Origin of the sequence: Tropicimonas sp. TH_r6, from assembly GCF_033101155.1 — a bacterium.
GTDB lineage: Bacteria > Pseudomonadota > Alphaproteobacteria > Rhodobacterales > Rhodobacteraceae > Tropicimonas.
On the sequence record NZ_JAWMPX010000016.1, the window covers coordinates 1 to 18,457 of the forward strand.

At 63.1% G+C, this 18,457-nt stretch carries 22 protein-coding genes; 10 read left to right on the forward strand and 12 right to left on the reverse strand.

The window, feature by feature from the left end; translation table 11 throughout:
• A partial coding sequence (locus tag R3X27_RS15305) for a hypothetical protein (RefSeq protein WP_317709747.1) occupies window positions 1-218 on the reverse strand: 218 nt, incomplete at its 3' end.
• Between the two features lie 229 nt (window positions 219-447).
• Here R3X27_RS15305 and R3X27_RS15310 point away from each other — a divergent pair.
• Complete coding sequence (locus R3X27_RS15310; RefSeq protein WP_317709748.1) at window positions 448-1,470, forward strand: aspartate-semialdehyde dehydrogenase; 1,023 nt, start codon at window positions 448-450, stop codon at window positions 1,468-1,470.
• A gap of 500 nt (window positions 1,471-1,970) precedes the next feature.
• Here R3X27_RS15310 and R3X27_RS15315 read toward each other — a convergent pair whose 3' ends face one another.
• A complete protein-coding gene (locus R3X27_RS15315) occupies window positions 1,971-2,654 on the reverse strand; it encodes a carbonic anhydrase (protein ID WP_317709749.1) in 684 nt (227 codons plus the stop codon).
• A 129-nt stretch (window positions 2,655-2,783) separates the two neighbouring features.
• On the opposite strand from R3X27_RS15315, the gene R3X27_RS15320 reads away from it, so the two are divergent.
• The 3 genes from R3X27_RS15320 (at window position 2,784) to R3X27_RS15330 (ending at window position 5,461) form a co-directional block, all read left to right on the forward strand.
• Window positions 2,784-3,185, forward strand: a complete 402-nt coding sequence (locus tag R3X27_RS15320; RefSeq protein ID WP_317709750.1) for a hypothetical protein — start codon at window positions 2,784-2,786, stop codon at window positions 3,183-3,185.
• A 69-nt stretch (window positions 3,186-3,254) separates the two neighbouring features.
• Window positions 3,255-4,634, forward strand: a complete 1,380-nt coding sequence (locus R3X27_RS15325; protein ID WP_317709751.1) for a leucyl aminopeptidase family protein — start codon at window positions 3,255-3,257, stop codon at window positions 4,632-4,634.
• On the forward strand, window positions 4,631-5,461 hold the full coding sequence (locus R3X27_RS15330) for a C40 family peptidase (protein WP_317709752.1): 831 nt from the start codon (window positions 4,631-4,633) through the stop codon (window positions 5,459-5,461). Before R3X27_RS15325 ends, R3X27_RS15330 begins: the two co-directional genes overlap by 4 nt.
• Window positions 5,462-5,465: 4 nt before the next feature.
• Here R3X27_RS15330 and R3X27_RS15335 read toward each other — a convergent pair whose 3' ends face one another.
• Window positions 5,466-5,810 carry a DUF2794 domain-containing protein gene (locus tag R3X27_RS15335; protein ID WP_317709855.1) on the reverse strand — a complete coding sequence of 115 codons (345 nt, stop codon included), beginning with the start codon at window positions 5,808-5,810 and terminating at the stop codon, window positions 5,466-5,468.
• A gap of 270 nt (window positions 5,811-6,080) precedes the next feature.
• Here R3X27_RS15335 and truB point away from each other — a divergent pair, with 270 nt between their 5' ends.
• Both truB and R3X27_RS15345 read left to right on the forward strand, forming a co-directional pair.
• Window positions 6,081-7,001 carry a tRNA pseudouridine(55) synthase TruB gene (gene truB, locus R3X27_RS15340; RefSeq protein WP_317709753.1) on the forward strand — a complete coding sequence of 307 codons (921 nt, stop codon included), beginning with the start codon at window positions 6,081-6,083 and terminating at the stop codon, window positions 6,999-7,001.
• Entirely contained in the window at window positions 6,998-7,513 is a 516-nt protein-coding gene (locus R3X27_RS15345) for a DUF1643 domain-containing protein (RefSeq protein WP_317709754.1), read from the forward strand. Before truB ends, R3X27_RS15345 begins: the two co-directional genes overlap by 4 nt.
• A 5-nt stretch (window positions 7,514-7,518) precedes the next feature.
• On the opposite strand, the gene R3X27_RS15350 is transcribed toward R3X27_RS15345, so the two are convergent.
• The gene (locus R3X27_RS15350) at window positions 7,519-7,722 is read right to left on the reverse strand and encodes a hypothetical protein (RefSeq protein ID WP_317709755.1); all 204 of its coding nucleotides are present in this window, start codon (window positions 7,720-7,722) and stop codon (window positions 7,519-7,521) included.
• A 380-nt stretch (window positions 7,723-8,102) separates the two neighbouring features.
• Here R3X27_RS15350 and rpsO point away from each other — a divergent pair, with 380 nt between their 5' ends.
• Window positions 8,103-8,372, forward strand: coding sequence for a 30S ribosomal protein S15 (gene rpsO, locus R3X27_RS15355; RefSeq protein WP_317709756.1), 270 nt, complete (start codon window positions 8,103-8,105; stop codon window positions 8,370-8,372).
• Window positions 8,373-8,431: 59 nt separating this feature from the next.
• Here the strand turns inward: rpsO and R3X27_RS15360 are convergent, their stop codons facing one another.
• Window positions 8,432-10,036 carry a DUF1963 domain-containing protein gene (locus R3X27_RS15360; protein ID WP_317709757.1) on the reverse strand — a complete coding sequence of 535 codons (1,605 nt, stop codon included), beginning with the start codon at window positions 10,034-10,036 and terminating at the stop codon, window positions 8,432-8,434.
• A gap of 85 nt (window positions 10,037-10,121) precedes the next feature.
• Window positions 10,122-10,436 (reverse strand): multidrug efflux SMR transporter, encoded by a 315-nt coding sequence (locus R3X27_RS15365; RefSeq protein ID WP_317709758.1) that lies wholly within the window; start codon window positions 10,434-10,436, stop codon window positions 10,122-10,124.
• A 158-nt stretch (window positions 10,437-10,594) separates the two neighbouring features.
• Here R3X27_RS15365 and R3X27_RS15370 point away from each other — a divergent pair, with 158 nt between their 5' ends.
• Window positions 10,595-11,467: an SDR family oxidoreductase gene (locus R3X27_RS15370; protein ID WP_317709759.1), complete on the forward strand. Its 873-nt coding sequence runs from the start codon at window positions 10,595-10,597 to the stop codon at window positions 11,465-11,467.
• Window positions 11,464-12,048 (forward strand): hypothetical protein, encoded by a 585-nt coding sequence (locus R3X27_RS15375; protein WP_317709760.1) that lies wholly within the window; start codon window positions 11,464-11,466, stop codon window positions 12,046-12,048. Before R3X27_RS15370 ends, R3X27_RS15375 begins: the two co-directional genes overlap by 4 nt.
• A gap of 12 nt (window positions 12,049-12,060) precedes the next feature.
• Here R3X27_RS15375 and dxs read toward each other — a convergent pair whose 3' ends face one another.
• From dxs to R3X27_RS15405, 6 genes are all read right to left on the reverse strand, one after another.
• On the reverse strand, window positions 12,061-13,995 hold the full coding sequence (gene dxs / locus R3X27_RS15380; protein WP_317709761.1) for a 1-deoxy-D-xylulose-5-phosphate synthase: 1,935 nt from the start codon (window positions 13,993-13,995) through the stop codon (window positions 12,061-12,063).
• Window positions 13,996-14,047: 52 nt separating this feature from the next.
• Window positions 14,048-14,920 (reverse strand): farnesyl diphosphate synthase, encoded by an 873-nt coding sequence (locus R3X27_RS15385; RefSeq protein WP_317709762.1) that lies wholly within the window; start codon window positions 14,918-14,920, stop codon window positions 14,048-14,050.
• Window positions 14,917-15,159 (reverse strand): exodeoxyribonuclease VII small subunit, encoded by a 243-nt coding sequence (locus tag R3X27_RS15390; protein WP_317709763.1) that lies wholly within the window; start codon window positions 15,157-15,159, stop codon window positions 14,917-14,919. The genes R3X27_RS15385 and R3X27_RS15390 overlap by 4 nt, the downstream gene beginning before the upstream one ends.
• Window positions 15,156-16,091: a histone deacetylase family protein gene (locus R3X27_RS15395; protein WP_317709764.1), complete on the reverse strand. Its 936-nt coding sequence runs from the start codon at window positions 16,089-16,091 to the stop codon at window positions 15,156-15,158. The genes R3X27_RS15390 and R3X27_RS15395 overlap by 4 nt, the downstream gene beginning before the upstream one ends.
• 83 nt (window positions 16,092-16,174) lie before the next feature.
• A complete protein-coding gene (locus tag R3X27_RS15400; protein WP_317709765.1) occupies window positions 16,175-16,894 on the reverse strand; it encodes a response regulator in 720 nt (239 codons plus the stop codon).
• A complete protein-coding gene (locus R3X27_RS15405; protein WP_317709766.1) occupies window positions 16,891-17,403 on the reverse strand; it encodes a MarR family winged helix-turn-helix transcriptional regulator in 513 nt (170 codons plus the stop codon). The genes R3X27_RS15400 and R3X27_RS15405 overlap by 4 nt, the downstream gene beginning before the upstream one ends.
• Window positions 17,404-17,558: 155 nt before the next feature.
• Here R3X27_RS15405 and R3X27_RS15410 point away from each other — a divergent pair, with 155 nt between their 5' ends.
• The gene (locus tag R3X27_RS15410; protein ID WP_317709767.1) at window positions 17,559-18,428 is read left to right on the forward strand and encodes a branched-chain amino acid aminotransferase; all 870 of its coding nucleotides are present in this window, start codon (window positions 17,559-17,561) and stop codon (window positions 18,426-18,428) included.
• The last annotated feature ends 29 nt before the right edge of the window (window positions 18,429-18,457 follow it).

An 18,457-nucleotide genomic window follows, 5' to 3' on the forward strand; every position in this document is an offset into this window, starting at 1 on the left:
GCAGTTTTGGCCCAAAAAATGAAAGTTTTTTGAAACTCACATAGATTCAATAAGTTACGTTCCAAAATTTCTTCACCGCCACTCCAGTCGTCCTCATTCCCCTCCTCGCCACGCCTGAAATCGCCCCGAAAACAGGCCTGAATCAGATTCGTTTTCGGCGATTCCAGCGAGTCTCCCCGTTTGAGACCCGGATTTTTATGCGAATCCGCCCGGATCACGCGTCCCGACTCGGGCACCCCGCAAACACTAGCTCTACAGCCCCCTTATATAAGTAGTATGACATCCGCCCGATAGCTGTCCGGTGCCGCCAAGCTTCCGGTTCTTCTCCCCCACCGCACGGAGAAAAGCTGGCAAGTCCGCATCACGCATGCCGCCATGCAGAATACAGCCTTCCCCAGCTCCGTTAGCGCTGCTATGAGGCCCGCGCACATATTAGGAGAAGGACCGATGGGTTATCGTGTCGTTGTCGCTGGTGCCACGGGCAACGTGGGCCGCGAAATGCTGAACATCCTGGCCGAGCGCCAGTTCCCTGTTGACGAGATTGCAGCTCTGGCCAGCCGAAAATCTCTCGGCACCGAAGTCAGCTTTGGCGACACCACTCTCAAGACCCAGGATCTCGACACCTTCGATTTCGAAGGTTGGGATATGGCGCTCTTTGCTGTCGGCTCTACCGCCACAAAGACCTACGCTCCGAAGGCCGCGGCCGCTGGCTGTGTGGTGATCGACAACAGCTCGCTCTATCGCTACGAGCCAGACATCCCGCTGATCGTGCCCGAGTGTAATCCCGACGCGATCATGAATTACCGGAACCGAAATATCATCGCGAACCCGAACTGTTCGACCGCTCAGATGGTCGTGGCACTCAAGCCGCTGCATGATCGCGCCCGGATCAAACGTGTGGTCGTGTCGACCTACCAATCCGTGTCCGGCGCCGGCAAGGAAGGCATCGACGAGCTTTGGAACCAGACCAAGGGCATGTATGTCCCCGGCCAGGAAGTCGAGCCGTCCAAGTTCCAGGCCCAGATCGCCTTCAACGTCATTCCCCATATCGACGTCTTCATGGAAGACGGGACGACCAAGGAAGAGTGGAAGATGGTCGCCGAGACCAAGAAGATCGTCGATACGTCGATCAAGGTCACGGCCACCTGCGTCCGGGTTCCGGTCTTCGTCGGACATGCGGAGTCGATCAATATCGAGTTCGAGGATTTCCTCGACGAGGACGAGGCCCGCGATATCCTGCGCGAGTCGCCCGGGATCATGGTCGTCGACAAGCGCGAAGACGGCGGTTACGTCACCCCGATCGAATGCGTCGGCGAGTTCGCGACCTATATCAGTCGCATCCGGCAGGATTCGACCATCGAGAACGGCCTGAACATCTGGTGTGTCTCGGACAACCTGCGCAAGGGCGCCGCCCTCAACGCGGTCCAGATCGCCGAGCTTCTGGGCAACCGCGTCCTCAAGAAGGGCTGAGTCGCCGCGAGCGGATGAACTGCGAAAGATCTCGGGCGAGAAAGGGATTTCTCCGCCCGAGACCGACCTAAACGCACAGTTAACACAACGTAAACCTGCGCAAATCCCGAAAAAACCTTGACCTGAAGGCTTGTGATCCGTCTTGTCGATAGCGCCAGTTTGGCGAATGAGTCGAGTCGCACTGCCATGCATGTCGACACATTGAAGCTGTTTTAAGAGCCGTGTTTTCGGGGGATTAAGGGTGCATCAGACAGGTTCAGGGCAACGGCCCAAAATTCGTGTTGCGATCCCGTGGATCAGCTTCAACCCGTTGAACCAATTTCGCGCTCACCGAGCGGCAAACGCCGCGAAGACACGACGCAATGCGCTCAAGGCTGAGATTTCGAGAGATATGTCGGTGATTGCGCCGCCGCCGCTGCGGCGCCAGATGGCCTCGAAATAGAGATTTCCCCTCCGAGACTGTAAGGGCGCCATAGGAATACGGCGCCCTGTTTTGTTGTTCAGACCCGGGCGAACCGCCCCTCTTCCGGCAAGTAGTGCTCAAGCGTCCCTTCGCCGATGTCGAACCAGAGTCCGTGCAGCGACAACCGTTCCTCCTCGATCGCCTTGCGAACGAAAGGAAACTCCCAGAGGTTCTCCAGCGAGACAACCACCGCTTCCTTCTCCAACGCCCTTAGAAGAGTCGGCTCATCTTCGATATGGGCGACACGCTCGTGACCGGGGCGAAGGATTTCCAGCCAACGCCCGATGAAGCTCTCCTTGCTCTCCATTTCCGGTGCATGCCCAGAGCACATCTGGTGGCACCCCCTGATGCCGCCGCAATCGGAATGTCCGATCACCAGGAGATGCGCCACGCGCAACACATTGACCGCATATTCCACCGTCGCAGAAGTGCCGTGCGGATCGCCGTCGGGCAGGTAGGGCGGCACGACATTGGCGATATTGCGGTGCAGGAAGATATCCCCGGTCTCCGCGCTGAACACCTTGTTCACATCAACGCGGCTATCGCAGCAGGCCACGGCCATGATCCGCGGATGCTGGCCATCGCTGGCCAGGCGGCGATACCAGATCTTGTTGTCCCGATAGGTTGTTGCGCGCCAACCGGCATAGCGGGTGGAGAGATAAGGCGGCAGTGGTGCGGCATGGACCTCCGCCCCTTTCGATTGCTTGATATCGTCTGTCATCTCGCGACTCCGTCTGTTTCCCCATCCCTAAGATGGATTTTTACGAAATTCGAGCGCAAATCCTGCTCCGCGCACTAACCGAATGTTCAACGCCCTTCGCGATCCTGTCGGCACCCAAGGGGTGGGATTTTGAACAACACGGGGATTCCGGTGGCCTATTTCGCGACACTGAACCATGAGGAACAGGTTCGACTCGATCCTGACAGTCTTGAATCGCTCTATGCGGAGCTTGGTCCCGCAGGGGCTGAGAACGTTGTCTGCCGGGCGATGGAGGAACTTGCGCTCCGCCTGGCGGACCTTGCCGCTTTGCACCGAACAGGCCAGCTGGACGAACTAACCCGTGTGGCGCGCAGCCTGATTGCGATCTCCAGCCAGGTCGGGCTCGCCAGCTTTGCCCGAGTCGCCAGGGACGTGGCGGACTGCGCAGAGGGCGACGATCCAATTGCCCTCGGGGCCACGCTCTGCCGCCTGGAGAGGATCGGGGACCGGTCACTCACAGCGGTCTGGGACCTGCAGGACCCGCCCTTCTGAAGGCTCTTGCAGGCAGGCCGCGAGGCGTTACTGTCCAATCTCCAATCACCGGATTGAGGACTGCCCAAAATGACGCTCCGCTTCGCCGAGCCCCAGGCCCCCGCGACCAAGCTTTATGTCGTTTCGCAGGAGGATCTGACCTCCTGGCGGGAAACACTCGCGCAGGAGCCGCGCAACTGGCTGGAACGGCTCAACTTTTCTGCGACCCTTGGAGAAGTCGCTCTACTTCCGGATGGACCTGGAGCAATCGCCGTCGCTGGTTGGGGCAGCCCGGCCAAGCAAGCGCGCGGCCGGTTCCACATGGCGACCATTGCCGGCAAGCTGCCCGAAGGGACCTACGAGATCGCCACGGAACTGCCCGAAGAGTTGCTTGCCGAAAGCGCTCTGGGCTGGCTCCTCGCCGGCTATGCCTTCGACCGCTACACGTCGAAATCCGGCGCAAAGGCACGACTCAAGGCACCTGACGGCATCAACGCCCCACTGATCGAGGCCATCGCGGCGGGCGAAGCGCTGACCCGTGACCTGATCAACATCCCGGCCAATGACATGGGCCCGGACGAACTCGAACAGGCCGCTCGCAACCTCGCCGAGGCGCATGGTGCCGCGATCGAGGTCACAACCGGCGATGCCCTACTCCCGGCAAACTTCCCACTGATCCACGCCGTCGGCCGCGCCTCCCCGCGTGCGCCGCGCCTGATCGACATGCGCTGGGGGGACACCGGTCCAACCCTCACCCTCGTCGGCAAGGGCGTCTGTTTCGACACGGGCGGGCTCAATCTGAAGCCGGGCGCTTCAATGGGGCTGATGAAGAAGGACATGGGCGGGGCGGCCAACGTTCTCGGGCTTGCCTCCATGATCCTGTCGCTCAAGTTGCCACTTCGCCTGCGCGTCCTGATTCCGGCAGTGGAGAACTCGGTGTCCGGCAACAGTTTCCGCCCGCAGGACGTGCTGCCCTCCCGCAAGGGCCTGACCGTCGAGATCAACAATACCGATGCCGAAGGTCGCCTCGTCCTCGCCGACGCGCTGGCGCTGGCCACCGAGGAGGACCCCGACTGCCTGATCTCCATGGCCACGCTCACCGGCGCCGCCCGCGTCGCCGTCGGGCCGGATATCGCACCCTTCTATACCTCGCAGGAGCCCATGGCTGCCGCCCTCGGGCCCGCCGCCGCCCGGGTCGCCGACCCGGTTTGGCGCATGCCTTTCCATGAACCATACGAATCCATGATCGAACCCGCCGTCGCGGATCTCGACAACGCTCCAAAGGGCGGCATGGCCGGCTCCATCACCGCCGCGCTCTTCCTGCGCCGATTTGCCGAGGGCGCCCGCAATTACAGCCATTTCGATATCTATGGCTGGCAACCGGCGGCCGCTCCGGGCCGCCCGGTCGGCGGCGTTGGACAGGGCATCCGGGCCATACTCGACGCGCTTCCGGAGGTGCTCGAGCTGTGACCGACCGTCGCCTGCTGCCTGCGAATGCGCGCGTCGTCGCCTCCGAACTGTCAGATTCGCACGCCGCGCGCCGCGTCACCGACGGAAGCTGGCACCGCGTCAGCCCGCCTGTCGTTGACCTGCTCTGCACCCCCGGTGGGAAGCGTGATCGTCAGCTCCTGCATGGTCAGCGCGTCCGCGTCCTCGATATCAACGAAGGTATGGCCTTCCTGCAATCCGAGCGCGACTCCTATGTCGGCTACATCCCCGAGACGGCGCTTGCTCCGGATGCGCACGCGACTCACCGCGTTGCGGCCCGCGCAACGCATCTCTACCCCGCGCCAGATCTCAAGAGCCCCGAATCCGGTTGGCTCTCCCATGGTAGCCTGGTGACTGTCACAGACCGGACCGGGACCTGGTGTGAAACCGACATGGGCCACTTCGTCCATCACGGCCATCTCGTCCCGCTCGGCTCACCGCCCGCAGACCCAGTCGAGGCTGCAAAAGTGCTTCTCGGTACGCCCTATCTCTGGGGCGGCAATTCCAGCGCTGGCATTGACTGCTCGGGCCTCATCCAGGCCGCGCTTTTCGCGGCGCAAATCCCCTGCCCCGGCGACAGCGACCTTCAGTGCGAGGCTCTCGGCGAGATGCTCCCCGAAAACGCGTCGCCAAGGCGCGGCGATCTCTTCTTCTGGAAGGGCCATGTCGCCCTTGCTGTCGATTCCGAAACCCTGATTCATGCCAATGCGTTTCATATGGCCGTCGCCTATGAGCCCATCGACACTGCCCTCGCCCGCATCGCCGCGAACGAGTTTGGTGCCCTGCTGGTCCGCAAGCGCCTCGCGTAGGGCCTTAGTCCACCGACCGGATCAACTTCCGCTCCAACACGCGCAGGACCGTCTTCAGGTCGTGCCCGCGCTTGAGGATCTGGCCGTCCATACCGATCACCGCGTACATGCCCTGCCTATGCCGCAGCTTGGGGCGTTTCTCGATCCGATAGAGGGGCTGTTCCGCGGTGCGCCGGAAGATGGAAAAGACGGCGACCTCGCGCAGGAAGGAAATCCCGTAGTCCCGCCACTCCCCGGCCGCGACCATTCGGCCATAAAGCCCGAGGACAATCCCCAGTTCCTTGCGATCAAAGGCCACCTGCTCCGGCAGGCGGCCGGACATCAATGGCGTGGGTGTCTCCATATTCATGGTCCAAGATTGAATCCTTCCGCACCCGAAAATCAAGCCTTGCCGCATTTCCGCCGCAAAATGACCCCCAGCTTTCCCACTTTTCCCCGCACCGACGCCCCAGCGCTTCGGCATATTATCGTCATGTAGAGAGCTCAGGCTCAATCCGGTGCCGCGAATTCACAGCCCCCACCCAGATCGCGGCACCGGATCTACATGCTTCCCTTCCGACCATTGACAGTGGCCCGCCGAACGGGCTACCCCGCCGCCCTCAATACAAAGGGACTCTCCATGGCACGCAGGCGCAAGGGGCGCGATATTTCGGGTTGGGTCATCATCGACAAACCCGCCGGCCCGACCTCCACCGCAGTGGTCAACAAGGTCCGCTGGGCCTTCGAGGCGAAGAAGGCCGGCCATGCGGGCACGCTTGATCCCGCCGCCACCGGCCTGCTCGCCATCGCGCTCGGCGAAGCGACCAAGACCGTTCCTTACGTGACCGACGCGCTGAAGGCCTATCGCTTCACCATCCGTTTCGGTCAGGGAACCAATACCGACGATGCCGAGGGCGAAGTGATTGCCGAGAGCGATACCCGTCCCGAGGATGACGCGATCCGAACCGCCCTCGCACCTTTCATTGGCGACATCCTGCAGGTTCCGCCGAAATACTCCGCCGTCAAGATCGATGGCGAGCGCGCCTATGCTCTGGCCCGCGACGATGAAGATTTCGAAATCGCGGCCCGCCCCCTCTACGTCGATAGCCTGGAACTCGTCGCACGGCCCGATGCGGACACAGCTGTACTGGAGATGGTCTGCGGCAAGGGCGGCTATGTCCGGTCCATCGCCCGTGACCTTGGCGCAGCCCTCGGTTGCCACGCCCATGTTCTGGAGTTGCGCCGCATCTGGTCCGGTTCCTTCGACACCGAGGGCGCGCTGACCTGGGAAGAACTCGAAGCCAAGGCCCGCACGCCGGAGTTGGACGCCCATATTCGCCCGCTCGAAGAGGGATTGGTCGACCTGCCCCGCCTGCCTTGCACGCCCGAAGGGGCCGCGCGGTTGCGTAATGGAAATCCGGGCATGGTCATGGCGGCACCGGATGTCGAATATGGCGACACCGCCTGGGCCGCCTATCAGGGCAAGCCGGTCGCCATTGGCATCTATCGCAGCGGCGAACTGCATCCGGCGCGCGTTTTCAACCTGCCCGAAGCCGAATGATCACCCGCGAAGCGATGAAGGGCGACGCCGCCTCCTCTGCGCTTTACTCGGAGTGTGAACAGTACCGCTACGCCCTCACCCGCTGTTGGGACACGGGCGGCAAGCGGTTGCTCTACATCATGCTGAACCCGTCCAAGGCAACGGAACAGGCCAATGACCCCACCATCGAGCGCTGCGAGCGCCGTGCCCGCGCGCTCGGCTATGGCGCCTTCCGAGCCTGCAACATCTTTTCCTGGCGAGAAACAGATCCGGCGGCGCTGAAACGCGCCGTCGAACCGATCGGCCCGAAAAACGATTCCGTCCTCCTCGAAAGCTGCAACTGGGCAGATGACATTCTCTGTGCCTGGGGCGCGCATGGCGACCACATGGAGCGCGGTCAGGATGTCGGCAGGCTATTGGCTGAGACCGGTCGCCCGCTGCTCTGTCTCGGAGAGACCCGCGCCGGACATCCACGCCATCCGCTCTACATCGGCTATGGCACCCGTCCGACGCCCTGGCCAGCCAGGCTCTGACAGAATCAAAGCGTGATGACGTCAATCAGGACGATCGGACCCGTCCTCAGCCCCTGGGCTCCACTCACTTCGGCCAGCAAAGCGCCGTCGAGCAAAATCGAGGCACCATCACCAGCCTCGTTATTCTCAGCCTCGACAACCGGCGAATCGTTCACCGTGCTGTCATAGATGACCGCAATCTGGTCTTCGCTGGTATCGAAATCGGTCACGATAGCCGGGTCGTCATCGACACTGAAGATGCCCTACACTCCGAGCGGACATCCAGAACCCAGAAGAGCCCAAAGCAAATCGGCGGTCACAGTACCCTCGACTACCAATCAAGAAACTCGGACGGACGCTGCCAAACAACGCCAAAATGGTCGAATTCTCCTGAGGCTCAAAGCAATATGGAAATAATATATATTTCCTATGCAGCCATTCTTTGCGCCTCGAAACAAGTGAACCCCTTGGCGAAAGGGCTTCCTTCAGGAACGAGAATCATCTATCAGCCCCCATCCGCCCAGCGAATCCGCCGGACGGTGTTTCTCCAAGGGCCTTGCTGGACGACATCCCGGCTCGCGCCATGAACCCTTTAGCCAAGGAGACCCCGATGTCGATCACTGTTGAAGAAAAGAACCGCGTCATGAAGGAATTCGCGACCAAGGAAGGCGACACCGGTTCGCCCGAAGTTCAGGTCGCCATCCTCACCTCGCGGATCAACACCCTGACCGAGCACTTCAAGACCCACAAGAAGGACAACCATTCCCGCCGTGGTCTTCTGAAGCTCGTCGCCCAGCGTCGTAAGCTGCTGGACTACCTCAAAGGCAAGGAAGAGGCCCGTTACCAGGACCTCATCAAGCGCCTCGGCATCCGCCGCTAAGAGTTTTCTCCGCAAGGAGACATGCGACGCCCGCCCCGCAAGGAGCGGGCGTTTTGCGTTCAGTGGCCCCGCATCGTCGCCTCGACCCGATCCCACCGGCCAGCGGCCATGTCCTCGGGACGGATCCAGAATTTCAGCGACCCCATGTCGCCAAAGCCCAATTCCATCAGGTTGTCATGGCTGAGCTGCAGCAGCATGTAGCGGTCCGCCATTTCGGCGTTCTCCTCCTGGATATCCCCCCCCGCGCCAAAGGCCTGATGCCACCCATGCGCGTGCGGCAGCCGGTATTCCCGCGCGATGATGGTCCGGACCTCTTCGGGCAATGTTCCAAAGGTCTCTGGCGGTGCCGAGGCAAGCGCCCGCAGCGTGTCGCTCGCGACGGCCTCAAGGCTGTGGTAGCGCCGCCCGCCCTGATCGTAGAATATGCCGAAGCGGCTTTGGACATTGGCGAAGAAGTCGAAGCGGGTCTCGGCGAAATACGCCTCCAGCCGCGCGATATCCTCCGGTCCCAAAGCCGCCCAACGGTCCCAACGCCCTGCCCAGCCGGAAATCTCCGCCTCAAAGTCCCTGAACTCCCCTCCCCCGTCGCGTGCCATGCGCAGATCCTGCTCGGCAATCGCGCATTGCTCTTTCAGTTTCGCGACCCGCTCCCGGTTCCCTCCACGCTGGATCGAGTCCAGGTCGCTTTTCAGACGCGACAATCGGGAGGTCGCGCGCTTCTCGGCGCGGGCCATCTCCTCGGGCGTCAACCGCAGCGAGCTTGCGAAACGCTGTGCGCTGTCCCAGAGCCACGGGCCTTCGCCATTGGGCAGATGCGCGGCAAAGGCCTTTGTTGAGAGGAAGTACCCCGCAGGTTCTCCGGCGATCCGGAAGATCTCGGCACGATCCGGCTCGCCCCTGTCATTGGCAGCAAGGCGGTGGAAGCTTACCGGCCAGCGTGGAAAGGCTCGAAGATCCTGTCGGTCCGGAAAAGCCCGTGCCTGCAACACCCCGCCGCTGCCCTGGTCCAACCGGTCCAGATCGTCCGGCGGCAGGGACATGCCCGGCGCAGTCACATGCACGACGCAAGGCGCGCTCATTCCATCGATCAGACGGAGGAAAAAGACCAACTGCCCGACCTTCGGAAGCCTCGCTTCCGGGATCTCCCGGGAAAGCTCCGGAAGATCCAGCGTCGCCAGGTGATGCATCGCCCGTCCCGAGGCATCGCGCGGCCAGGGACGGTTACCGAGAGTCGGCAAGCCTCCAAGCCAACTCGATCCGCGCCCGAAGGCCGCCCCGTCACCGCGATAGTCACGCAGAACGAGAACCGGCGGCAAGGGCTTGACCGGCTCCGGGAACATCGCGTCGATCTCGTCGAGCGACATCGCGGAAATCGCCTCGGCTTGTTTGCGGATCTGCTCTGGCATCCCCGCATCCGGATCCTGCGACCGTTCCTGCTCCGTCGTGTTTTGCGCGAACTCGTCGAAGACGGAGGCATAGCTCCGCTCCTCCAGCGTCGCTGGCTCCGCCACGGGTTTGCCCGGCTCGCTCATGGCCTCCGACAACCTGTCCGACAGGGCCTGTCGTTCCGTTTCGCTCATGCGATCCGTTTCGGCCAGCTTGTCGAAAGCGCTGCGTCGTTCCTCGCGCTTTCGAAATATCCCGCTCAATAATCTCAACACCATGACACACTCTACCCCTTCCGGCCCGGAGCTCTGACCGGTTCCTTCAAGGATTGGCACGCAATGCCAAGCATTCAAACTGTTTTCTTCAGGACGCTGCCTTCATCAGGACCAGTCCGGACAGGATCAGCCCCGCCGCGGCCAGCCGCATCGGCGTCACCGCCTCACCAAGCAAAACCACCCCCAGGAAGAAGGCGCCAAGCGCGCCGATCCCGGTCCAGACCATGTAGGCGGTGCCGAGCGGAAGGCTCTTCATCGCCAATGCCAGCAGCCAGACCGAGGCGATCATGGTCACCACCATAACCGCCGTTGGCCCAAGCCGGGTGAAGCCATCGGACTGTTTCATGCAGAAGGCCCAGATGATCTCCATCAACCCGGCCAGAAAAAGAAGGATCCAGGGCATGGAACGCTCCCCTCTACGGGCCGTCCCGATTGCTGCCCGTTGCGGGGGAGGCCGTCCTCCATCGCGCCATCGCGATCACCGCAGAACCTAGCCATTCCAAAGCTCCCGGGCAAGTCCAGCCCCTTTCCAAGTCAACGCCTTTCGCCCATATCAGAGACATGACACGCTGCCTGCTGACCCTCGGCCACGGCTATTCCGCCCGCGCCCTCGCCCACCGCCTTGCCCCTGAGGGCTGGCGCCTTCTCGGTACGACCCGCACGGCCTCCGAAGCGGGCGAAAGCCGCGCCGATCCGACCGAGATCCACCTCTGGCCCGGCAGCCCGCTCGAACCGCTGCTCGAGCAGGCCACGCACCTGCTCCTCTCCGCCGGACCGGGCGCCGAGGGCGACCCCTTCCTGCCCCATGTCGCCGACGCGCTGCGCAAGCACCCGCCTCACTGGGTCGGCTATCTCTCCACCGTCGGCGTCTATGGCGACCATCAGGGCGGCTGGGTCGACGAGGAGACGCCCCTGACCCCATCGACGAAGCGCGGCCAGCTCAGGGTCGAGGCGGAAGCCGGCTGGCAGGCGCTGGCCGAAGAGGCCGGGCTGCCGCTCCACATCTTCCGTCTCGCCGGGATTTATGGCCCCGGTCGCGGCCCCTTCGCCAAACTCCGCGCCGGCACCGCACGGCGGATCGTCAAGCCGGGCCAGGTCTTCTCGCGCATCCATGTCGAGGATATTGCCAGCGTGCTCCTGGCCTCGATGGAGCGGCCCAATCCCGGCGCGATCTACAATGTCTGCGACGACCTCCCTGCCCCGCCGCAGGATGTCATCGCCCATGCCGCCGAACTGCTCGGGCTGCCTGTCCCGCCAGCACAGGATTTCGAGCCCGCAGATATGACCCCCATGGCCCGGAGCTTCTATGCCGAGAGCAAGAAGGTCCGGAACGACCGCATCCGCGATGAGCTCGGCGTCGAACTGCGCTACCCGAACTACCGGGCCGGGCTGGAAGCTCTTGCGCAGGCGGAGGAAGCGACGACGGGAAGATGACCCAACTCGCCCTTCGCGCATTTGTCAGCACGGCCCTGTCCCTGCTCTTCGCCCTCATCCTGCCGCTGCTGGCGCAGGCGAAGGAGGCGCCCCATGGCCTTGCCTGGAATCGCACGGGGCTGCCGGCCGTGTTCCCATTGCAAGTGATGACGCGGGAGGGGCAGGATTACTTCCTGACCTTGCTGGATGCCGAAACCGACCAACCCGCAGTCGGGGCGCATATCGACGGGGGGCGCTTCTTCAAGCTGCTGGTGCCGCCCGGGACCTATCGGCTTCGCTTCGATGCTTTGCGCGCTGATGCGCCGCCATCGGAAAGCTTCTCCCTGCGCGATCCCCTGACCTTCGAGATCCGCGGAACGAGGAAGAAGTCGGGACATCTCGTGGATATCTCCGGCATCGGGTTGCTGGAGGCGAGGGCCGCCGAGATCCGGCCGCAAGTCATTTGCCAGGTGCTGGAACAGGATTTCGAGCCGCGCTTTCCGCTCGTGACCTTCGACGCCGCAGGCATGCCCCTGCCATATCAGCCGCGCGACTGGGCCAACTACCCGTCGCTGAACACACGGTCCTATTTCTGCGACTGAAGCGGGACGGGCTCAGCCCGAAGCGCTGGCTGCCCCGATCCGGGCGACGCCGAGCGTGTCGAGCACCTTGGCCTCGATCTCTTCGGCATTCATGCCGGCAACAGCATACATGTCCTTCGGGTTGGCCTGGTCGATGAAGATATCCGGCAGCACCATGGAGCGGTATTTCAGCCCCGTGTCGAAGATGCCTTCCTCAGCGAGGAGCTGCGCGACATGGCTGCCGAAACCGCCAATAGCACCCTCTTCGATGGTGATCAGCGCCTCGTGATTGCGAGCCAGGTCGAGAATCAGCTCCCGGTCGAGCGGCTTGGCGAAGCGCGCGTCTGCAACGCTCGGGCTGACCCCGCGCCGCGCAAGATTCTCGGCCGCTTTCTCGACCTCCTGAAGCCGCGTTCCAAAGGAGAGAAGCGCGACACCGCTGCCCTGCCGGATCATCCGGCCCTTGCCGATCTCCAGCACCTCGCCGCGCTCGGGCATTTCAACGCCAACCCCTTCCCCGCGCGGGAAACGGAAGGCGATCGGGCCATCGTCATGGGCGACCGCCGTGGCCACCATGTGCTTCAGCTCCGCCTCGTCCGCCGCCGCCATGACAACGAAACCGGGCAGGTTGCTGAGGAACCCCACGTCGAAAGCGCCGGCATGGGTCGCACCATCGGCGCCGACAAGACCAGCCCGGTCTATGGCAAAGCGCACCGGAAGGCGCTGGATCGCCACGTCATGCACGACCTGATCATAGCCGCGCTGCAGGAAGGTCGAATAGAGCGCGCAGAAGGGTTTCATCCCGCCAGCCGCCTGTGCGGCGGAAAAGGTCACCGCATGTTGCTCTGCGATGCCGACGTCGAAACACCGCGACGGGTAACGCTCAGCAAAGAGGTTAAGGCCGGTTCCGTCCGGCATCGCGGCGGTGATTGCGGTGATCCGGTCATCTTCCGCGGCGTGCTGCATCAGCGCCTCGGCAAAGACCTTGGTATAGCTCGGCGCGTTGGAGGTCGCTTTCTTCTGCGCCCCGGTCACGACGTCGAACTTGCCAACGCCATGGCCCTTGTCCAGCGCCTCCTCGGCAGGTGCATAGCCCTTTCCCTTGCGGGTGATCGCGTGGATCAGCACCGGCCCATCGGCGCGGGCCTTCACCGTGCGCAGCACCGAGAGCAGCATATCCATGTCATGCCCGTCGATGGGGCCGATATATTCGAAACCCAACTCCTCGAAGAGTGTGCCGCCGACGGTGGCATGCTTGACCATGTCCCGCGCCCGCTTCGCGCCCTCGTAGAAGGGTTCCGGCAGGAAGCTCAGTGCCCCCTTGGCCGCCGCCTTCAGGTCCTGGAAAGGCGCGCCGGCATAGAGACGGGAGAGATATGAGGAGAGGGCGCCCACAGGCGGCGCGATGGACATCTCGTTGTCGTTCAGGATCACGATCAGGCGCTTGTCGAGATGGCCGGCATTGTTCATCGCCTCAAAGGCCATGCCGCCGCTCATCGCGCCGTCGCCGATCACCGCGATGGCATCGCCCAGCCCTTCTTCTGTGATCCCGCCGAGATCGCGAGCGGTGGCAAAACCAAGCGCGGCAGAGATCGAGGTCGAGCTGTGCGCAGCGCCAAACGGATCATAGGGCGATTCGGAGCGCTTGGTGAAACCGGAGAGCCCGTCTTTCTGGCGCAGCGTGCGAATACGGTCGCGCCGGCCGGTCAGGATCTTGTGCGGATAGCATTGGTGGGAAACATCCCAGACCAGCTTGTCCTTCGGCGTATCGAAGACGGCATGGATGGCGACGGTCAGCTCGACCACGCCAAGCCCCGCTCCAAGATGCCCGCCGGTCTCGCTGACCGCCGAAATCGTCTCGGAGCGCAGTTCCTCGGCCAGATCGACCAGCTCGTCATCGCTGAACTGTTTCAGATCGGCCGGGCTCTTCACCCGGTTCAGAAGCGGCGTGGTCGGTCTCGTTCCCATGGCTCGGCCCTCCGTTGGCCGCGGCTCCACCGGCCCTGTCCAGGGCCGGTCGTCAATTCTCGCGCGCGACGACGAAACGGGCAGCTTCCCGCAGACGCACGGCGCGCGCACCATAAGCGGATAACGCCTCTTCCGCCTCCTCCACAAGGGCAAGCGCCCGCGACTTGGCGCCCTCCAGCCCCAGCAGCGAGACAAAAGTCGCCTTGCCCGCCTCCTCATCCTTTCGCAACGCCTTGCCCGCCTTGTCGGCATCGCCCTCGACATCCAAGATGTCGTCCGCGATCTGGAAGGCAAGTCCGAGCGCGGTCGCGTAGCGCCGCATCGGCTCCGGATTGGCCTGGCCCAGGATCGCACCGGCCTCGGCGGACCAACGGATCAAGGCACCGGTCTTGTTTTCCTGCAACTCGGTGATCTGCTCCAGCGTCAGTGGCGTTGACGCGGTCTCGGCAGAAATATCCTGCGCTTGTCCCAGCACCATTCCACGCGCGCCGGCCGCCTTCGCCAACGATCCGATCAGGCGTAGCCGAACCGCCGGATCGGGGGCGCAATCCTCATGCGACAGCAACTCGAAGGCCAGCGTCTGCAGGGCATCGCCAGCGAGTATCGCCGTAGCATCATCCCATTTCCTGTGCACGGTCGGATGGCCGCGCCGCAGATCATCATCATCCATCGCCGGAAGGTCGTCATGCACCAGAGAATAGGCATGCACCGCTTCGATCGCCGAGGCCGCCCAAACCGCCTGCCAGGCCGGAACGTCATGTAGCGCTGCGCTTTCCAGCACGAGGAAACCGCGCAGCCCCTTTCCGCCGCCAACCGCATATCGCATCGCGGCAATCACGGGCTGCTCCGCATACCCTGCCAGTTCGACCGACAGATGCGTCTGCACGCGCTCCGCCGCATCGGTCAAAGCCTCCTGGAAACTCATTCCGCGTCGAAAGCCTTGGTGCCCGTCGCGGCACCGCCGGCATCGGTGGTTATCGCCGCCACCTTCTCTTCGGCCGCCTTGAGCTGCGCCTCGCAACGCGCTTTCAGTGCCGCGCCGCGCTCATAGAGGAGGATCGACTCCTCCAGCGCCACCTGGCCATTCTCCAGCTTCTGAACCACCTGCTCCAATTCCGCCATTGCGGCTTCGAAGCTCATTTCATCAACCGGTGTCTCGCTCATCCGCTCCGCTCCATCAGCACTTTCACATGGGCAGCCGTGGAGGCCGCCAGCGCCTCCAGATCATAGCCGCCTTCCAAAGTCGAGACGAGCCGCCCGCCCGCATGGCGGTCCGCAAGATCGCAGAGCGCCTCCGTGACCCAGACAAAATCCTCAATCCCGAGTTCAAGCTGCGCTAGCGGATCGTCCTTGTGCGCGTCGAATCCGGCGGAGATCAGCACAAGTTCGGGTCGGAACTCCTCCAGGGCCGGCAAGACCTGCGCCTCCATCACCCTCCGAAACGCTGCGCCATCGGCCCCCGGCGGCAGTGGCGCGTTTAGGATATTGCCATGCGCGCCCGTCTCCCGCGCCTCGCCCGAGCCGGGATAGAGCGGCATCTGGTGCGTCGAGCAGAAGAGAACCCGCGCCTCGTCCCAGAGCAGGTCCTGCGTCCCATTGCCGTGATGCACGTCGAAATCGACGATCGCGACCCGCTCGAGCCCGTGATGATCCAGCGCCCGCTTTGCGGCGATCGAAACATTGCCAAAGAGACAGAAGCCCATCGGAGCGGTCTTCTCGGCATGGTGCCCGGGCGGGCGGATGGCGCAAAACGCATTGCCAACCTCGCGAGCCATCACTGCATCCAGCGCCGTTACGACGGCGCCGACCCCGCGCAGCGCTGCCGTCAGCGAGCCCGCCATGACATGCGTGTCCGCGTCCAGAGCGACCGAGCCCTCGGAGGGAATCGCTGCCTCAACCGCCGCGACATGCGCCTCCGGATGCGCCCGAAGCAGCTCCGAGCGCTCCGCCATCGGCGCCTCGCGCCGGTCAAGAGCGTCAAACTCCGGAGCTTCCAGCGCCTTCCAGATCGCACGCAAGCGGTCCGCCCGTTCCGAATGTCCCTCCGGCGTCAGATGCCCGAGACAATCAGGATGCGTGTACAGCGCTGTTGCCATGAATGGCCCCTCTTCCCTAATCAAAAATTCTCTCCGCCGGACTCACGATGTTCCGGCAGACCCTCTCCTCAGGCGCAGCGCCATCAATCCGGCGCCAGCATATATCCCGAGCCGCGCACCGTCTGGAGATAGCGCGGCTGGCGCGAATCCGTCTCGATCTTGCGCCGCAGCCGCGTGATCTGAACGTCCACGGCCCGTTCCTGGGCCGTGCCGCCATCGCGGCCAAGTTCCTCGACAAGGCGTGCCCGGCTCAACGGCTCGCCCGGATGGGCCGCGAAAATCCGCATGAGCGAAACCTCCGTCGCCGTCAGCCGAACAGGTTCCTCGCCGCTCCACAGTTCTGCCTTGTCCACGTCATAGCGCACCGGCCCGAGCGTCAGCATCTTCGGCCCGGCATCCACCCGCGCCTCCGCCGGCACCCGCCGCAGGATCGCGTTGATCCGAAGCAACAGCTCCTTCGGCTCAAAGGGCTTGGCGAGATAGTCATCCGCGCCCGCCTCCAGCCCGGCAATCCGGTGCTCGGTCTCGCCCTGTGCGGTCAACAGAAGGATCGGTGTTGGCATCTCCGCTCGAAGCGCGCGCGTCAGGCTCATGCCGTCTTCGCCCGGCATCATCACGTCGAGCACGATCAGGTCGAATTCCAGCCCCCCGAGCAGGCGCCGCGCATGCGCCGCATCCCGCGCCGCGCTGACAAGGAATCCGTTCCGCATCAGGAACTTCTTCAGCAAGCTCCGGATTCGCTCGTCATCATCCACGATCAGCAGATGCGCCTCGACTTCGGCGCCCGCCGGTATTTCACTCATCGGCCATTCTCCGTCAGCCGTTGATAGCGCCGCCGCATCTCCGGGTCCATCATCGCTTCGAGCACAGTGCGGAAACCGGCCACGGCACCGGGCCCGGCGGCCCGGAACGCATCCCGCACCCGCGCCTGCTGCGCATCCGAAAGCGCCCGCTCCAACAGCTTGCCCTCTTCGGTCAGGTAGAGATTGCGTTCCCGCTTGTCGCGCGTGCCGACCCGACTCTCCACCAGCCCATCCTCGATCAGCGTCCGAAGCACCCGGTTCAACGACTGCTTCGTCACCCCGAGGATCGCCAGCAGGTTGTTCACCGTGGTTCCCTCGGAACGATGGATGAAATGGACTGCCCTGTGATGCGCCCGCCCATAGCCGCGCGGCTCCAGAATACGATCAGGATCGGAGGTAAACCCCTTATAGGCAAAGAACATTGCCTCGATTCCCTTGCGCAGCTGTTCATCCGTCAGAAAGAGCAGCGTCTCGCCGTGTTGCCCGCCGGGCCTGGGACCTTCCGCCATATTCGCCTCTCGTCTCGTCTCTGCATCACGTTTTATGTCAGCCTTGTTGACATTGCTAGGGGCAACTGTTAGCTCCGATCAGTTTTTGCGCAATATTACGTCCGAAGCGGGCATTATTTGCGCAACTTTCGAAAATGGCCAAGGAGAATACGGTTATGGCTGGCGCTTATGATGATCGAGACGGAGTCATCTGGATGGACGGGAAACTCGTGCCCTGGCGCGATGCGAACGTACATGTCCTGACACATGCGCTGCATTATGCCTCCTCCGTATTCGAAGGCGAGCGCGCCTATCATGGTACGATCTTCAAGAGCCGGGAGCATTCCGAACGGCTTCGGAAATCCGCCGAGATGATCGATTTCGAGATCCCCTATTCGGTCGATGAGATCGAGGCGGCAAAGGCGCTCATTCTAAAGGAATCGGGGCTGCAGGACGCCTATGTCCGTGCAATTGCCTGGCGCGGAGCCGGTGAGGATATGGGTGTAGCGTCTGCGCGCAACCCGGTCCGCATGGCCGTCGCTGCCTGGGAGTGGGGCGCCTATTATGGCGACGCGAAATTCAAGGGCGCAAAGCTCGACATCTCCAAATGGAAACGTCCGAGCCCGGAGACCATTCCAAGCGCCGCCAAGGCGGCCGGGCTTTACATGATCTGCACCATGTCCAAACACGCCGCTGAGGCGAAGGGTTGCTCGGATGCGATGATGTTCGACTATCGCGGCTACGTGGCCGAGGCGACCGGCGCCAACATCTTCTTCGTCCGCGATGGAGAGGTGCACACACCGCTGCCCGATTGCTTCCTGAACGGCATCACGCGTCAGACCGTGATCGAGATGCTCAAACAGAAGGGCATCGAGGTGAAGGAACGCCACATCATGCCGGAAGAACTGGAAGGTTTCGAGCAATGCTGGTTGACCGGAACGGCCGCTGAAGTCACGCCCGTGGGCCAGATCGGCGACTACAGTTTCGACGTTGGCGCCCTGACGCGGGACATCGCTGACTCCTACGAGAAGATGGTCCGCGCCTGACCCTTTGCCGGCCCGCAAAACGGGCCGGC

Bases quoted from the DNA above. Each gene is read 5' to 3' on its own strand.
- R3X27_RS15375 (WP_317709760.1), top strand. From the start codon at position 11,464: ATGACCCAACTCGCCCTTCGCGCATTTGTCAGCACGGCCCTGTCCCTG.
- R3X27_RS15310 (WP_317709748.1), top strand. From the start codon at position 448: ATGGGTTATCGTGTCGTTGTCGCTGGTGCCACGGGCAACGTGGGCCGC.
- R3X27_RS15405 (WP_317709766.1), bottom strand. From the start codon at position 17,403: ATGGCGGAAGGTCCCAGGCCCGGCGGGCAACACGGCGAGACGCTGCTC.
- R3X27_RS15395 (WP_317709764.1), bottom strand. From the start codon at position 16,091: ATGGCAACAGCGCTGTACACGCATCCTGATTGTCTCGGGCATCTGACG.
- truB (WP_317709753.1), top strand. From the start codon at position 6,081: ATGGCACGCAGGCGCAAGGGGCGCGATATTTCGGGTTGGGTCATCATC.
- R3X27_RS15370 (WP_317709759.1), top strand. From the start codon at position 10,595: ATGACACGCTGCCTGCTGACCCTCGGCCACGGCTATTCCGCCCGCGCC.
- R3X27_RS15400 (WP_317709765.1), bottom strand. From the start codon at position 16,894: ATGAGTGAAATACCGGCGGGCGCCGAAGTCGAGGCGCATCTGCTGATC.
- R3X27_RS15390 (WP_317709763.1), bottom strand. From the start codon at position 15,159: ATGAGCGAGACACCGGTTGATGAAATGAGCTTCGAAGCCGCAATGGCG.
- R3X27_RS15385 (WP_317709762.1), bottom strand. From the start codon at position 14,920: ATGAGTTTCCAGGAGGCTTTGACCGATGCGGCGGAGCGCGTGCAGACG.
- R3X27_RS15315 (WP_317709749.1), bottom strand. From the start codon at position 2,654: ATGACAGACGATATCAAGCAATCGAAAGGGGCGGAGGTCCATGCCGCA.
- R3X27_RS15410 (WP_317709767.1), top strand. From the start codon at position 17,559: ATGGCTGGCGCTTATGATGATCGAGACGGAGTCATCTGGATGGACGGG.
- R3X27_RS15335 (WP_317709855.1), bottom strand. From the start codon at position 5,810: ATGAATATGGAGACACCCACGCCATTGATGTCCGGCCGCCTGCCGGAG.
- R3X27_RS15360 (WP_317709757.1), bottom strand. From the start codon at position 10,036: ATGGTGTTGAGATTATTGAGCGGGATATTTCGAAAGCGCGAGGAACGA.
- R3X27_RS15345 (WP_317709754.1), top strand. From the start codon at position 6,998: ATGATCACCCGCGAAGCGATGAAGGGCGACGCCGCCTCCTCTGCGCTT.
- R3X27_RS15365 (WP_317709758.1), bottom strand. From the start codon at position 10,436: ATGCCCTGGATCCTTCTTTTTCTGGCCGGGTTGATGGAGATCATCTGG.
- dxs (WP_317709761.1), bottom strand. From the start codon at position 13,995: ATGGGAACGAGACCGACCACGCCGCTTCTGAACCGGGTGAAGAGCCCG.
- rpsO (WP_317709756.1), top strand. From the start codon at position 8,103: ATGTCGATCACTGTTGAAGAAAAGAACCGCGTCATGAAGGAATTCGCG.
- R3X27_RS15325 (WP_317709751.1), top strand. From the start codon at position 3,255: ATGACGCTCCGCTTCGCCGAGCCCCAGGCCCCCGCGACCAAGCTTTAT.